Origin of the sequence: Sphingosinicella sp. (assembly GCF_052387495.1) — a bacterium.
GTDB lineage: Bacteria > Pseudomonadota > Alphaproteobacteria > Sphingomonadales > Sphingomonadaceae > Allosphingosinicella.
Genome location: NZ_JBQTJC010000293.1, coordinates 1 through 12,915, shown reverse-complemented (window position 1 = coordinate 12,915; position 12,915 = coordinate 1). Strand labels below are relative to the sequence as shown.

General features: G+C 69.3%; 16 protein-coding genes. 10 read left to right on the top strand and 6 right to left on the bottom strand.

The window, feature by feature from the left end; genetic code table 11:
• From ACT4N8_RS16080 to ACT4N8_RS16065, 4 genes are all read right to left on the bottom strand, one after another.
• The coding region (locus ACT4N8_RS16080; protein ID WP_444859120.1) for a hypothetical protein at positions 1 to 717 on the bottom strand (717 nt) is incomplete at its 3' end.
• The gene (gene rsmH, locus ACT4N8_RS16075) at positions 714 to 1,691 is read right to left on the bottom strand and encodes a 16S rRNA (cytosine(1402)-N(4))-methyltransferase RsmH (protein ID WP_444859119.1); all 978 of its coding nucleotides are present in this window, start codon (positions 1,689 to 1,691) and stop codon (positions 714 to 716) included. The genes rsmH and ACT4N8_RS16080, both read right to left, overlap by 4 nt.
• Positions 1,688 to 2,167: a division/cell wall cluster transcriptional repressor MraZ gene (locus ACT4N8_RS16070; protein WP_444859118.1), complete on the bottom strand. Its 480-nt coding sequence runs from the start codon at positions 2,165 to 2,167 to the stop codon at positions 1,688 to 1,690. The genes rsmH and ACT4N8_RS16070 overlap by 4 nt, the downstream gene beginning before the upstream one ends.
• Positions 2,168 to 2,473: 306 nt before the next feature.
• On the bottom strand, positions 2,474 to 2,734 hold the full coding sequence (locus ACT4N8_RS16065) for a hypothetical protein (RefSeq protein WP_444859121.1): 261 nt from the start codon (positions 2,732 to 2,734) through the stop codon (positions 2,474 to 2,476).
• Positions 2,735 to 2,899: 165 nt separating this feature from the next.
• On the opposite strand from ACT4N8_RS16065, the gene ACT4N8_RS16060 reads away from it, so the two are divergent.
• Positions 2,900 to 3,271 (top strand): hypothetical protein, encoded by a 372-nt coding sequence (locus tag ACT4N8_RS16060; protein ID WP_444859117.1) that lies wholly within the window; start codon positions 2,900 to 2,902, stop codon positions 3,269 to 3,271.
• 64 nt (positions 3,272 to 3,335) lie between these two features.
• Here the strand turns inward: ACT4N8_RS16060 and ACT4N8_RS16055 are convergent, their stop codons facing one another.
• Together ACT4N8_RS16055 and ACT4N8_RS16050 are read right to left on the bottom strand one after the other, a co-directional pair.
• On the bottom strand, positions 3,336 to 3,806 hold the full coding sequence (locus ACT4N8_RS16055) for a VOC family protein (RefSeq protein ID WP_444859116.1): 471 nt from the start codon (positions 3,804 to 3,806) through the stop codon (positions 3,336 to 3,338).
• A gap of 52 nt (positions 3,807 to 3,858) precedes the next feature.
• Positions 3,859 to 4,587 (bottom strand): CDP-alcohol phosphatidyltransferase family protein, encoded by a 729-nt coding sequence (locus ACT4N8_RS16050; protein ID WP_444859115.1) that lies wholly within the window; start codon positions 4,585 to 4,587, stop codon positions 3,859 to 3,861.
• A 112-nt stretch (positions 4,588 to 4,699) separates the two neighbouring features.
• Between ACT4N8_RS16050 and ACT4N8_RS16045 the strand changes: the two genes are divergently transcribed.
• From ACT4N8_RS16045 to ACT4N8_RS16005, 9 genes are all read left to right on the top strand, one after another.
• Positions 4,700 to 6,181: a phospholipase D-like domain-containing protein gene (locus tag ACT4N8_RS16045; protein ID WP_444859114.1), complete on the top strand. Its 1,482-nt coding sequence runs from the start codon at positions 4,700 to 4,702 to the stop codon at positions 6,179 to 6,181.
• A 33-nt stretch (positions 6,182 to 6,214) separates the two neighbouring features.
• On the top strand, positions 6,215 to 8,473 hold the full coding sequence (gene purL, locus ACT4N8_RS16040; RefSeq protein ID WP_444859113.1) for a phosphoribosylformylglycinamidine synthase subunit PurL: 2,259 nt from the start codon (positions 6,215 to 6,217) through the stop codon (positions 8,471 to 8,473).
• Positions 8,474 to 8,492: 19 nt separating this feature from the next.
• Positions 8,493 to 8,963, top strand: coding sequence for a hypothetical protein (locus tag ACT4N8_RS16035; protein WP_444859112.1), 471 nt, complete (start codon positions 8,493 to 8,495; stop codon positions 8,961 to 8,963).
• Between the two features lie 98 nt (positions 8,964 to 9,061).
• Positions 9,062 to 9,472 (top strand): hypothetical protein, encoded by a 411-nt coding sequence (locus ACT4N8_RS16030; protein ID WP_444859111.1) that lies wholly within the window; start codon positions 9,062 to 9,064, stop codon positions 9,470 to 9,472.
• Between the two features lie 45 nt (positions 9,473 to 9,517).
• Positions 9,518 to 9,688 (top strand): (2Fe-2S)-binding protein, encoded by a 171-nt coding sequence (locus ACT4N8_RS16025; RefSeq protein WP_444859110.1) that lies wholly within the window; start codon positions 9,518 to 9,520, stop codon positions 9,686 to 9,688.
• Between the two features lie 111 nt (positions 9,689 to 9,799).
• Positions 9,800 to 10,279 (top strand): bacterioferritin, encoded by a 480-nt coding sequence (gene bfr, locus ACT4N8_RS16020; protein WP_444859109.1) that lies wholly within the window; start codon positions 9,800 to 9,802, stop codon positions 10,277 to 10,279.
• Between the two features lie 93 nt (positions 10,280 to 10,372).
• Entirely contained in the window at positions 10,373 to 11,260 is an 888-nt protein-coding gene (locus ACT4N8_RS16015; protein ID WP_444859108.1) for an energy transducer TonB, read from the top strand.
• Positions 11,261 to 11,448: 188 nt separating this feature from the next.
• Positions 11,449 to 12,312 carry a hypothetical protein gene (locus ACT4N8_RS16010; protein WP_444859107.1) on the top strand — a complete coding sequence of 288 codons (864 nt, stop codon included), beginning with the start codon at positions 11,449 to 11,451 and terminating at the stop codon, positions 12,310 to 12,312.
• Positions 12,313 to 12,444: 132 nt separating this feature from the next.
• On the top strand, positions 12,445 to 12,915 hold a 471-nt coding region (locus ACT4N8_RS16005), incomplete at its 3' end, for a nitroreductase family protein (protein WP_444859106.1).

Here is a 12,915-nt window from a genome sequence, read left to right as displayed (position 1 = left end):
GCCTCCCCTTCGCTCGGCGCGCGCCTCGCTCCTGCGCTCGCGCAGCGTATCGGCGTCGAGCAAGGCAGTGGCGCGCGCGGCCGGGGCGTTGCGGGGCGGGGCGGCGCGCGCCGGGCGCGCCCGCGGTGGGGCGGAGGCCGGCGTCGCGGCCGCGGTGCGGACCGGCTCCCGCTGCCGCGCCTGCGCCGGGTTGGGCCGGGCCGTTCGATTGCTGGCGAGCACCTGGTCCCGACTCGGCGACGGCACGGCGGCGGGCACATTGGTGAGGCGGGCGCGAAGCACCGGCGGCCGGGCCGGGGCGAGCGGCGGCGTGGCTTGCGCGGGCTGCTGCAGCGAAGCCTGTCGGATCGTCGCGGCGACGACCTGCGGTGCCGGCGGAACTTCCGCCGAGGCCAGGCGGACGTCGGCCTGGTCGAGCGGCTGCGGCCGGGTGTCGAAGCGGGCGAGGCTGACATGGTCGGGAACGAACTGGCCCGCGACCGGGGCGGACAGCGCCAGCACCTCGGCGTTCCATTGCTCGAGCTGCTGCATGCGGCCGCGCGTGCCCAGCTCGGTCTGCAGGGTGCGGATGTCCTGCTGGGTCGCGACGATCCGCCGCTCGAGCCCGGCCAGGTCGGCGCGCTCGGCGGCGACCTGGAGCGAGAGCATGTAGCAGGAAAGCGCGGCGGCGCCGATCGCGCCGACCCATGCGACGGGCTTGAAGCCTCTGGCGATCATCGGGCGGTTCCTTCCTTCTGCTTTTCCCAGGCTGGAGCGGCGGTGCGGCGCGCGGCGCGGAGCGTCGCGGAGCGGGCACGCGGATTGACGCGGGTCTCGGCGGCGCCGGCGCGGACCGGCTTGGCGACGGCCTCGAAGCTCGGCGCCGGACCGGCGGCAGGCGCGGCCGGCAAGTGGCGCGAGCCGGCCGGAGTGGCGCCGCTGCGCTCCTTGAGGAAGCGCTTCACGATCCGGTCCTCGAGGCTGTGAAAGGTGACGACGGCGAGGCGGCCGCCGGGCTTCAACACCCGCTCGGCCGCCGCCAGCCCGCCCTCGAGCTCGGCCAGCTCCTCGTTGACGTGGATGCGAATCGCCTGGAAGGTCCGGGTCGCCGGGTCCTTCTTCATCCCCGGATGATGGCCGAGCGCCTTGCGCACGACCTCGGCGAGCTGGCCGGTCCGCGCGATCGGGCGCGCCGCGACGATCGCCCGGGCGATCCGGCGCGCCTTCGGCTCCTCGCCATAATGGAAGATCACGTCGGCGATCTCGGCTTCGTCGGCCTGGTTGACGAAATCGGCCGCGCTCGGCCCCTCGCCGCCCATCCGCATGTCGAGCGGCCCGTCGCCCTGGAACGAAAAGCCGCGTGTCGGCTGGTCGAGCTGCATCGAGGAGACGCCGATATCGAGCGTCACGCCGTCGGCTTCGTCGACGCCGCGGGCGGACAGCGCCTGACGCATCCGGGAAAAGCGATCCGGCACAAGCGTCAGGCGCCCCCCGCTCGAAGCGGCCAGCGTCTCGCCATACTGGATCGCCTCGGGATCGCGATCGAAAGCGATGACGCGGGCCGCCCCTTTTTCGAGGATGGCCTTCGAATAGCCCCCCGCGCCGAAGGTGCCGTCGACATGCGTCTCGCCGGGGGCGACGGCGAGCGCAGCGAGGACCTCGTCGAGGAGGACGGGAATATGGGCGGCGGCCGGGGCGGCAGCGGCGGTCATGCCGTCACCCCCCGTTCTTCCAGCCGGAAGCGGGCGAGATCGGCGAGGTCGGCGTCGCCGCTTTCGAGCGCGAGCCGCGGATTCCAGATCTCGAAGGTGCCGCCGACGCCGACGAAGAGTGCGAGATCCTCGATCCGGCCGCGGCCGCGCATCATCTGGGGCAGGACGATGCGGCCGCTCCCGTCATAGGTCGCTTCCTCGGTCATGCCGAAGGTGCGGCGGGCCCGGGCGAAATGGGCGCGGGGGTCGGCGCCCTCTTCGGCGAGGCGGCGGCGCTCGTTCTCGGCATGGAGGATGCGGGCGTAATTGCGGTCGTAGCCGGTGAGACAGGGGTCGGCCTCATGGGCACCGAGGATGATCGTGTTGGCGCCGGAACGGCGTTCGATCACCGAACGAATGAAGGAAGGGACGGAGAGACGCCCCTTGGCGTCCACCGCGTTGAGCGCGCTGCCGTTGAACAGGTGCTCGAGTTCCACCGCCGGCCGTCCCCCGAAAACGGACCTTCCCTGTTCACAGGCGCGCGCCTCCGCGCGCCCGCGTCATCTCGCGGCTGAACAGGAATCGCCCCTAATTAGGGAGACGTGGATAACCCAAGGATCATGGGATTGGAAGGGTTTTTGATGCCTATGGATGGGAATTCATGGGAAACCCGTGGAAATACCACACATTTTCCTATTTTGTTCGCGCGCCTGTTCGATCCCCGTTCCGGTCCATGCGCTTGTGGATAAGTCCGTGAGTAGGCGCACGCCGCGCGCCAGGACCGGCGAAGCGCGACTCGCGGCTCATTGCGCCGGCGGGCTCGGTTCGGGCGCCACCGCATTGGCATCCGCATTGCCCGGGGCGACGCCGAGTTCGGCGAGCGGCTCGGTGGGCGCCTGCGCGGGCTGCGAGGGTGAGGGAGGCGGCGCGCCCGCCTCCTGCCGCTCGATCAGGTTCGGGGTGATTTCGGGTTCGCCGGCCGGCTCGCTGGTGAAGACCGCCGCGAGCAGCACCGCGACGAAAACGAAGGCCAGGCCGGTCAATCCGATCCGCACCCGCTGCATGTTCTTCAACCCGCCCCTCGCACCGTTGACGATGCGCGCAATCTATCCGCGGGGCGGCGCTTTGTCGAACCTTCGCATCGCTTTATCGAAAGCAGTGGCGCCGCGCCCGCGCCCTTGCCACAATCTTCCGCTTGACGTGCAATGCTGCACTAGCGAAGGGGGCTCATGCGAAAGATACTCATTCTCGCCGCGATGGCGGCTTCAGTCCCTCTCGCGGCGTGCAACAACAGCGAGCCCGAGTCCGTCAACCGCTACGACGCGCAGGCGAAGGCGCTGGAAAATGCCGCGCCGGTCGCGCCGCCGCCGATGATCGTCGCCAGCCAGACCTACCGCTGCCGCGACAACAGCCTGATCTACGTCGATTTCTACACCGACAATACGGCGAACCTGCGCCTGAGCCAGGACGGCGAGCGCATTCCGCTCGCCGCCGGCGAAGGCGGCCAGCCCCCGTATACGGGCGGCGGCTATTCGGTCAGCTCCAATGGCGCGAGCATCACCTTCGGCCGTCCGAACGGTGAGATTTCCTGCCGCACCTGATTCGGCGCAGTTCGAGGTCCACGAGGCCAGTCCGCTTCACGCGGGCCGGCCTCTTTCTTTGCGCTCAGGCAGGTTGGCCGAACGCTTCCGCCATGCGCCGCTGCATCTCGTCGTCCGAGACGTCCTCGACATGGGTGGCGAGGCTCCAGCGATGGCCGAACGGATCGGCCAGGGTGCCCATCCGGTCGCCCCAGAACTGGTTCTCCGGCGGCCGCTCGGCCGTCGCGCCGGCGGCGAGCGCCTTGGCATAGGCCGCGTCGACATCCTCGACATAGATGAGGTTGCTCGAGGTCGGGCCGCCACGGCTCGTGGGAGCGAGGATGTTCATGTCCGGCCATTCCTCGGAGAGCATGACGTGCGAATCGCCGATCCGGATCTCCGCATGGGCGATGCGGCCGCTGTCGCCCATCGGCATGCGCAGGACCTCGGTGGCGCCGAACGCCTCTTCGTAGAAAGCGATCGCCTTCGCCGCGCCGTCGACGGTGAGATAGGGGGTGACGCTGTGATAGCCTTCGGGTCGGTAGCTGACGCTCATCGAAAAGTCTCCCAAGCTGGCTTGAGCCCAAGCGAATTATCCGCCCGATTCGTTACCGCTGCAAGCGCGGCCCGCGCAGCGAGCGGAGCAGGCCGAGGCCGATGATCGCGAGGCCGGCGACGACCGACACCTGGACCAGCACGCCCCGCGCCGCCGGCGGCCAGTCCGGCCACAGCAAGGCCGCGGTCGCCGCCGCCCAGGCGACGGCCAGAAGCGGCAGCCAGACGCCGTAATCCCGCACCCGGAAGGGGTGGACGAAATGGATCGGCGCGAAGCTCGCGAGGACCAGAAAACCGACGATCGTCGCGGCGAGGCGCGGATCCGGCAGCGTCACGTAGAGATAGAGCGCGACGACGTTCCACACGGCCGGGAAGCCTCGGAAATTGCCATCCTCCGTCTTCTTGTGCGCGCGCGCGAAGACGTACAGCGCGGAAATCTGGATCGCCGCCGCGAGCGGAATGACGAGCGGCTCGGGGAGCAGCCCGGCCCGCCAGATGAACAGGGTCGGCACGAAGACGTAGGTCAGATAATCGATGACGAGGTCGAGGATCGCCCCGTCGATCCGCGGCAGCCTATGCTTGACCCGCGCCGCCCGGGCGAGCGTCCCGTCCACCCCATCGATGGCGAGCGCGATGACGAGCCAGAGCAAGGCGAGGTTGAACGCCCGCTCCTCGATCGCCGCCAGCGCGAGCAGCGCCAGCACCGCGCCGCTGGCGGTGAACAGATGCACCAGCCAGGCGAGCAGCGCGCCGCCCGGGCGCTCGGCTTCCTCCCTTTCCATGCCGCGGTGATAACCGAAAACGCGCGCCGGCACAGCCGATCGGGCCTCGCCGTTACGCCGCCGAAACCCGATGCGCGGGCGGAGCGTTGGCGCCGCGACGAAGGAGCCGAGTGTGTTGACCGATCGAGCGGGGCTGGCCAGGCCCGGGCGGAATTGCTGGCGGATCGCGCGGGCGGAGCGGGCGGCGGTCATCGTCGACGCGGCCGATTATTTCGCGCATGCGCGGGCCGCGATGCTGCGCGCCGAGCGGCAGATCCTGCTGATCGGCTGGGACTTCGACACCCGCATTCTGCTCGAGCCCACGCCGGACGGCGACGAGGCGCCGTGCAAGCTCGGACCCTTCATCTCCTGGCTCGCCCGCAACCGGCCGGGCCTTTCGATCCACATCCTCAAATGGGACGTCGGCGCGCTCAAGCTGCTGGGACGCGGCACGACCCTGCTGCGCCTCGCCCGCTGGGCCTGGGACAGGCAGATCTTTTTCAAGCTGGACAGCGCTCACCCCTTCGGCGCCAGCCACCATCAGAAGATCGTGGTGATCGACGACCGGCTGGCCTTTTGCGGCGGCATCGACATGACCGCGGACCGCTGGGACACGCGCGATCATAAGGACGATGACGAGCGGCGGCGGCGGCCGACGACGGGCCGGCGGTACGGGCCGTGGCACGACGCCTCGATGGCGGTGGACGGCGACGCGGCGCGGACGCTCGGCGAGCTGGCCCGCGAACGCTGGGCTCGGGCCGGCGGCGCGCCGCTCGCCCGTCCCGAGGCGATGACCGATCCCTGGCCGGAGGCGCTCGCGCCGCAGTTCCGGGACGTCGAGCTCGCCGTCGCGCGGACGCGCGGCGACTGCGGCGGCGACGAGGCGGTGCGCGAGATCGAGGCGTTGTTCGCCGACATGATCCGCCGCGCGAAGAGCGTCGTCTATGCGGAGAACCAGTATTTCGCCTCGCGCGCCGTGGCGGCGGCGGTGGCGGAGCGGCTCGCCGCGCCCGACCCGCCGGAATTCGTCATCGTCAATCCGCGCACCGCCGACGGCTGGGTCGAGGAAAAGGTGATGGGGTCCGCGCGCGCCCAGCTGATGCGCGCGCTCGCCCGGATCGACAAGAAGCGCCGCTTCCGCATCTACACGCCTGCGACCGAAGGCGGCGAGGACATCTATGTCCACGCCAAGGTGATGGTGGTCGACGACGAGATGCTGCGGGTCGGCTCCGCCAATATGAACAACCGCTCGATGGGGCTCGACAGCGAATGCGACCTGCTGATCGATTGCGCGGTCGATCCGCATTGCCGCGAGGCAATTACCGCGATCCGTGCCGGGCTGCTCGCCGAGCATCTCGGCACGACGCCCGAGGAAGTCGAGGCGAAGCAGGCCGAAACCGGCTCGCTGATCGCGACCGTCGAGGCGCTGCGCGGCGAGGGCCGGACCCTCCTCCCCTTCGAGCCGCCGGAGCTGACCGACCTCGAAAAGGCGGTCGCGGACAGCGAGCTGCTCGACCCCGAAAGCGCGGACAACGGCTTCGAGCCGCTCGCCCGCCCCGGCCTGCTCGCCGGGCTTCGGCGGCGCATCCGGCGGGGCAGGCGCCGCACGGGCTAGGCGGGCGGCCACTCGCTCGCTAGGGCACCGGCCATGACCCTATCCGAGATCACGCCCGAGGTCGTCGCGGAGCACGGCCTCAGCCCCGAGGAATATGCGCGCGTCCTCCACGCGCTCGGCCGCGAGCCCAACCTCACCGAGCTCGGCATCTTCTCGGTGATGTGGTCCGAGCACTGCTCCTACAAGAGCTCGCGCATCCACCTGAAGAAGCTGCCCACGGAGGCGCCCTGGGTGATTTGCGGGCCGGGCGAGAATGCGGGCGTGATCGACATCGGCGACGGCCAGGCGGCGATCTTCAAGATGGAGAGCCACAACCACCCCTCCTACATCGAGCCCTATCAGGGCGCCGCGACGGGCGTCGGCGGGATCCTGCGCGACGTCTTCACGATGGGCGCGCGGCCGATCGCGAACCTCAACGCGCTGCGCTTCGGCCGGCCCGACCATCCCCGGATGCGCCATCTGATCGCCGGCGTGGTCGCGGGGATCGGCGGCTACGGCAATTGCGTCGGCGTGCCGACCGTCGGCGGCGAGGTCAATTTCCACCCCGCCTATGACGGCAACATCCTGGTCAACGCGATGACCGTCGGCGTCGCCGAGACCGACAAGATCTTCTATTCGGCCGCGTCCGGCGTCGGCAATCCGATCGTCTATGTCGGCTCGAAGACGGGCCGCGACGGCATTCACGGCGCGACCATGGCCAGCGCCGACTTCTCCGAGGACAGCGAGGAGAAGCGCCCCACCGTCCAGGTCGGCGATCCCTTCACCGAGAAGCTGCTGATCGAGGCCTGCCTCGAGCTGATGGCCAGTGACGCGATCGTCGCGATCCAGGACATGGGCGCGGCCGGCCTCACCTCCTCCAGCGTCGAGATGGCGTCGAAGGGCGGGGTCGGCATCGAGCTCGACATGGACGCCGTCCCCTGCCGCGAGGAGGGCATGACGCCCTACGAGATGATGCTCTCGGAATCGCAGGAACGGATGCTGATGGTGCTGAAGCCCGGCCGCGAGGCCGAGGCCGAGGCGATCTTCCGCAAATGGGAGCTGGATTTCGCGGTGATCGGGCGGGTGACCGACACCGGCCACATGGTGCTCAAATGGCAGGGCGAGGTCGCCGCCGACATCCCCCTCGCCCCCCTCGCCGACGAGGCGCCGCTCTACGATCGGCCAAGCGCGAGCCGCGAGGAATATAAGGCATGGGCGCGGGTGAAGCCGCTCGGCGAGGTGCCGGAGAGCGCCGACATCGCCGCCGATCTGCTCAAGCTGATGGCCTCGCCCGATCTCTCCAGCCGCCGCTGGATCTGGCGGCAATACGACCAGCAGGTCGGCGGCGACACGGTCCAGACACCCGGCGGCGACGCGGCGGTGGTCCGCGTCCACGGCACGGACAAGGCGCTCGCCATCACCACCGATTGCACGCCGCGTTATTGCTATGCCGACCCCTATGAGGGCGGCAAGCAGGCGATCGCCGAGGCCTGGCGCAACCTCTCGGCGGTCGGCGCGACGCCGCTCGCCGTGACCAACTGCCTCAACTTCGCCAATCCCCAGCGGCCCGAGATCATGGCGCAGATCACCGGCTGTCTCGAAGGCATGGCCGAAGCCTGCCGCGCGCTCGATTTCCCGATCGTGAGCGGCAATGTCTCGCTCTACAACGAGAGCAAGGCGACGGGTGGCGGAAGCGCCATCCTCCCCACCCCGGCGATCGGCGGCGTCGGGCTGCTGAAGGACTGGAAGAAGGCGGTCGGCATCGCCTTTCGCGATCATGGCGACGTCATCGTCACGATCGGCGATCGTCACGGCCATCTCGGCCAGTCGCTCTGGCTGCGCGAACTGCACGGCCGCGAGGACGGAGCGCCGCCATCGGTCGACCTGCTCGCCGAGCGCGCGGCCGGCGAATTCGTCCGCGCCGCCATCGCCGGCGGCGCCATTACCGCCTGCCACGACGTGTCGGACGGCGGCCTCGCGGTCGCGCTCGCCGAAATGGCGCTCGCCGCCGATATCGGCGCCCTGATCAACGGCCCGGCGCCGTTCGGCCATGCCGGCTATTTCGCCGAGGACCAGGGCGTTTACGTCGCCACCGTCGCCGACGATTGCCTGCTGACCTTCCTCAAGCGCGCGCACGCCGCCGGAGTCGAGGTCGAGGCGATCGGCCGCACCAAAGGCAGCCGCCTGATCTTCGAGCTTCCCGACGGCGACCACGCGGTCTCGCTCGCCGATCTGCGCGCCGCGCATGAGGGCTTCTTCCCCGCTTTGATGGGTGATAGTTCCGAAGCGCTTCAGCCCGGCGCTCGGGGCTGACCGCCGAGGGGAGGCGCGCATGGCCGGCAGCATCCTTCGCCCCATATTGCTCGCGACCCTGGTCGCGGGCACGCTCGACATCCTCTCCGCCTTCGTCTTCGCCGGCATGGCCGGGGCGACGCCGATCGGCGTGCTGCGCTACGTCGCCAGCGGGCCGTTCGGCGAGGCACCGACGGCAACGCCGGGCTGGGCGGCGATCGGCCTCGCGGTCCATTTCACGATCATGCTGTGCATGGCGACGGCCTATCTGCTGGTCGCGCCGCGCTTCGCCGCTTTGATGCGCCACCCGATCCCGGCCGGAATCGCCTACGGCGTGCTGCTCTGGCTGATCATGTATTTCCTGGTGAAGCCGCTGCGCTGGCCCGAGGCGCCGCTGCCGCACACCGCCTGGGCGATCTCCAACCAGCTCTTCTCGCACTGCGTCCTGACCGGCATCCCGATCGCCTGGATCGCTTCGCGCTGGTACCGCGCCCGCAGCGCCTTCACCTAGGGCCGTCATTCCAGCGAAAGCTGGAATCTCCCTTCTTTCCTTGGAGCGCCGGAGAAGAGAAAAGGGATTCCAGCTTTCACTGGAATGACGAGGGAAGGATGACCGCCGGTTACTCTGGCACGCCGCTGGCGAAGAAGCTGTCGCTGAAGGACGGAATGCGGACCTGGTGGGACGGCATGCCGGACGCGGTCCGCGACGAAATCGCGCGCGAGGGATTGGCGCTAGACCTTCTCGCCCGCCCCGAAGCCCCGATCGAGGCGGCGCACATCTTCGTCACCGCGCGCGTGGACATGGAGCAGAAGCTTGCCGCGCTCCGCCCTTTGCTAGCGCCGTCCGGCTTCATCTGGGTGAGCTGGCCCAAAAAGGCGTCGAAGGTGCCGACCGACATCACCGAGGACGGGATTCGCGCGGTCATCCTGCCAGACACGGACCTGGTCGACGTCAAGGTCTGCGCGGTCGATGCGACCTGGTCGGGGCTCAAATTGATGGTCCGCCGCGCCGCGCGTTAAAAACGCTATTGCGAACCAATCGCATTATCGGATATGCCGATCTCCATGATCGTTTGCGTCTGTAACGCGATTCGCGAAACCCAAGTGCGCCAGGCGGCGCGCGAGGGGGCCGGCTGCCCGACGAGCGCCTACAAATGCTACGGCGCCAAGCCGCGCTGCGGCCAGTGCTTCTCATTCGCACGCGAGATCATCGCGGCCGAGCGCAGCGCGGCCTGAGAATCAGCCGCATTAGCGGCCAATTTTCCGCAGTTTTCCGCCATTTTTTCGGTGCCTTTTCGCGCGTCGGTGCGTTATAAGCCGCGACCGAACAAGACGCGGAGGCTCCCGATGAAGGGCGACGAACAGGTTATCCAGCACCTCAACGAGACGCTCAAGAACGAGCTGACCGCGATCAACCAATATTGGCTGCACTATCGGATGCTCGACAATTGGGGGGTCAAGCGGCTCGCCGAGCACGAGCGGCACGAATCGATCGACGAGATGAAGCATGCGGACAAGCTCGCCGACCGGATCCTGTTTCTCGAGGGCCTGCCGAATTTCCAGATGCTCGGGCGGCTCAGGGTCGGCGAGAATGTCGAGGAGATTTTGAAGGCCGACCTCGAGCTCGAGCGCGAGGCGGTGGAGCAACTCAGGGGCGCGATCGCGCATTGCGAGAGCGTGCGCGACTTCGTCAGCCGCGACCTCTTCGCCGAGATCCTCGACAATGAGGAGGAGCATATCGACATGATCGAGCAGCAGTTCGACATGATCGAGCGGATGGGCCTGCAAAACTACGTCCAACTCCAGAGCAAACCGGCCTCGGACTGAGCGCCGCGGGACTGAGGCCCCGGCTCTTTCCCTCGTGATCGCAGTGGCTTGCCGAGTGCGGCGAGGCCTGCAATGGTGCCTCCAGGGGGACCCATGTTCGCTTCGATCCTGATCGCTGTCGCCGGCTGGGCCGGCGCCGCCCAGCCCGTGCCGCGGACCCCTGCGCCGACCGCGCCGGCCGAGGTTCGCCGACACCCCCTCTATACCGAGCGGCCCGACACTTGGCCGGAGCCGGCACGGCTCACAGTGCGGGCCACGCCCGATTGGTCGGATCACGAAACCTATCCGCCCGCCGCTCGGCGGCTCGAGCTCGAAGGCGCGGTCATGATCGAGATGCGGATCGACGCGGCGGGCGTCCCGAGAGCGTGCCGCATCCTCGTTTCCTCGGGCCACGTCATTCTCGACGACGCGACCTGCGACCGCGCGCTCGAAATGCGCTTCGAGCCGCTGCGGGGGCCTGACGGCCGCGCGGCGGCGGAGACCTCATACCGCGCCCGCGTCAACTGGCTGCTGACCGATCCGACCAGCTTCGGCGCCGGGCAACTGATCGTCCGTTTCGAGCTGTCGGGCGATCAGGTCCTGTCCTGCCGGGCGGATCGCAGCGGCGCGGCGCCGGAGGAGTGGCAGCGCTTCGCCTGCCGCTCGCTCGGCGCGGCGCTGGAACATTATCTCGGCGATGCGTTCGGACGGGCGGAGCGCGCCGCCATTGTCGTCTCGATCGAACCGGCCGGCGCCTCGCCGACCGCGGCCGGCGCCGGGCGACGGGTCGCGCACCGTCGCATCGCCTTTGATATCGACAGCGAAGGTCACGCCCGCAATTGCCGAAAGACGCTGGACCTGGGCTTCGGCCCGGCGCCGCGCGACTATGCCGACACCTGCGGTCTCTTCCTGAGCCGCGCCTGGCTGGAGCCGGGCCGAGGCGAAGGCGCACCCCGGTCGGGAACGCTCGACCTTGGCGTCTATGTCGAGGCGCCGCGCTGAGCCTTTTGCCGCCGCGCGCTACTTAGCGCTATTTATATGCCTTGGCCCTGGGGCGGGCTTGCCGCACGATCCGCCCGAGGACGTGGTCGTGTGCCGCCTTCGTCTCATGCTCTTGAAAATACCTGCGATTCTCGCGGCCGCAAATTTCCTGTTTCCTACAGGCGTGCCTTTATGGTTCATAATGCCAAATGGACGAGAACCCGATTCGCGGCCTCGGCGATCCGGCCGAAGCGGTCGCCCAACACGCCGCCCCGCTTCCGGTCCCCGCCGCGCCGCCGCCGGACGACGACGCTTACTGGCGCGGCTATCATGCCGCGCTGGCGGCGCAGGCGGCGCCCGACGATGAGCTGTCCGCCTCCCCGCGCGTCCGCCGGATGCGCGTCGACGGCTTCACCGGGGCGAAGCAGGTCGTGTTCCTCGAGGCGGTCGCCGAGGGCCTGACCGTCGACAAGGCCGCGGCGCGGGCCGGGATCAGCGTCACCACCGCCTACAATTTCCGCAATCGCCGCGAAGGCCGCGCCTTCAACTATGCCTGGGAAGCGGCGTCGCGCCGCGCCCGCCGCCCGCTCGCCGACCGCCTCCACGACCGCTCGCTCGACGGCCAGACGGAGACCTATCGCGGCAGGGACGACGAACTGGTCGGCACCCGCCACCGCCACGACAACCGCCTCGCCATGGCGATGCTGACCCGCGCCGACAAGAAGGCCGAGGCGTTCCGCGACGACGAGCGCCTGATCACCTGCCTCGCCGAGGAGTTCGAGGAGCTGCTCGATTGCATCGAGGAAGGCGGCGACGCCGACGACTTCATCGAGTGCCGTCGCCCGTCCTATGACGAGTATCGCGGCCCGCACGAGTGCGCGCCCCGGCCCGACGAGCGCATTTACGGCGATTGGCTGAAGCGCCACCGCTACGACCGCCGGGATCCCGCCACGATCGATATCTCTGACCTCGATCCGACGGCGCGGGATCGCTGGAGCGAGGACCAATGGGCCCGCGCCAAGCGCAGCGGCCTGCTCGACCGGCTCGAAGTGGAGGAAGGCGATGATGGCTGAGCGCGGCGGCGGCGCGCCCGGCGGGGCGGCCGATGGATATCCTCAACTTCCTCAACTTTGCCCACGCGGCGCCTCGCCAGACGCCCCGCGCCCGCCTATTCCGCTTGCGCATATTGTCCGGGAGAAGACCGAATGGGTACGCCCGCCTACCACCCCCTCCCCTGGCCCGGTCTGCCGGCTTATCCGCCCGAGGAGATGGTCGCGCGGACGCGCGCTTTCCACGAGCGGGTGCGGATGCGGCGGACGTGCCGCTTCTTCGCGCCCGATCCGGTGCCGCGCGAGGCGATCGAGAACGCCATCCTCGCCGCCGGGACCGCGCCGAGCGGCGCGAACCATCAGCCCTGGCATTTCGCCGTGATCTCCTCGCCCCACCTCAAGCGCGCGTTGCGAGACGCGGCGGAGGCGGAGGAGCGCGCCTTCTACGCGGGCAAGGCGGGCGCCGAATGGCTGGAGGCGCTCGCCCCGCTCGGCACCGACGAGCACAAGCCCTATCTCGAGGTCGCGCCCTGGCACATCGTCGTCTTCGGACAGCGCAAGGGTGGGATCGAGCCGGATGACCGGAAGCAGAATTATTACGTCACCGAGAGCGTCGGCATCGCCTGC

Bases quoted from the DNA above. Each gene is read 5' to 3' on its own strand.
- ACT4N8_RS16030 (WP_444859111.1), top strand. From the start codon at position 9,062: ATGACCGCCGGTTACTCTGGCACGCCGCTGGCGAAGAAGCTGTCGCTG.
- ACT4N8_RS16025 (WP_444859110.1), top strand. From the start codon at position 9,518: ATGATCGTTTGCGTCTGTAACGCGATTCGCGAAACCCAAGTGCGCCAG.
- ACT4N8_RS16050 (WP_444859115.1), bottom strand. From the start codon at position 4,587: ATGGAAAGGGAGGAAGCCGAGCGCCCGGGCGGCGCGCTGCTCGCCTGG.
- ACT4N8_RS16010 (WP_444859107.1), top strand. From the start codon at position 11,449: ATGGACGAGAACCCGATTCGCGGCCTCGGCGATCCGGCCGAAGCGGTC.
- purL (WP_444859113.1), top strand. From the start codon at position 6,215: ATGACCCTATCCGAGATCACGCCCGAGGTCGTCGCGGAGCACGGCCTC.
- ACT4N8_RS16060 (WP_444859117.1), top strand. From the start codon at position 2,900: ATGCGAAAGATACTCATTCTCGCCGCGATGGCGGCTTCAGTCCCTCTC.
- bfr (WP_444859109.1), top strand. From the start codon at position 9,800: ATGAAGGGCGACGAACAGGTTATCCAGCACCTCAACGAGACGCTCAAG.
- ACT4N8_RS16065 (WP_444859121.1), bottom strand. From the start codon at position 2,734: ATGCAGCGGGTGCGGATCGGATTGACCGGCCTGGCCTTCGTTTTCGTC.
- ACT4N8_RS16015 (WP_444859108.1), top strand. From the start codon at position 10,373: ATGTTCGCTTCGATCCTGATCGCTGTCGCCGGCTGGGCCGGCGCCGCC.
- ACT4N8_RS16035 (WP_444859112.1), top strand. From the start codon at position 8,493: ATGGCCGGCAGCATCCTTCGCCCCATATTGCTCGCGACCCTGGTCGCG.
- ACT4N8_RS16055 (WP_444859116.1), bottom strand. From the start codon at position 3,806: ATGAGCGTCAGCTACCGACCCGAAGGCTATCACAGCGTCACCCCCTAT.
- rsmH (WP_444859119.1), bottom strand. From the start codon at position 1,691: ATGACCGCCGCTGCCGCCCCGGCCGCCGCCCATATTCCCGTCCTCCTC.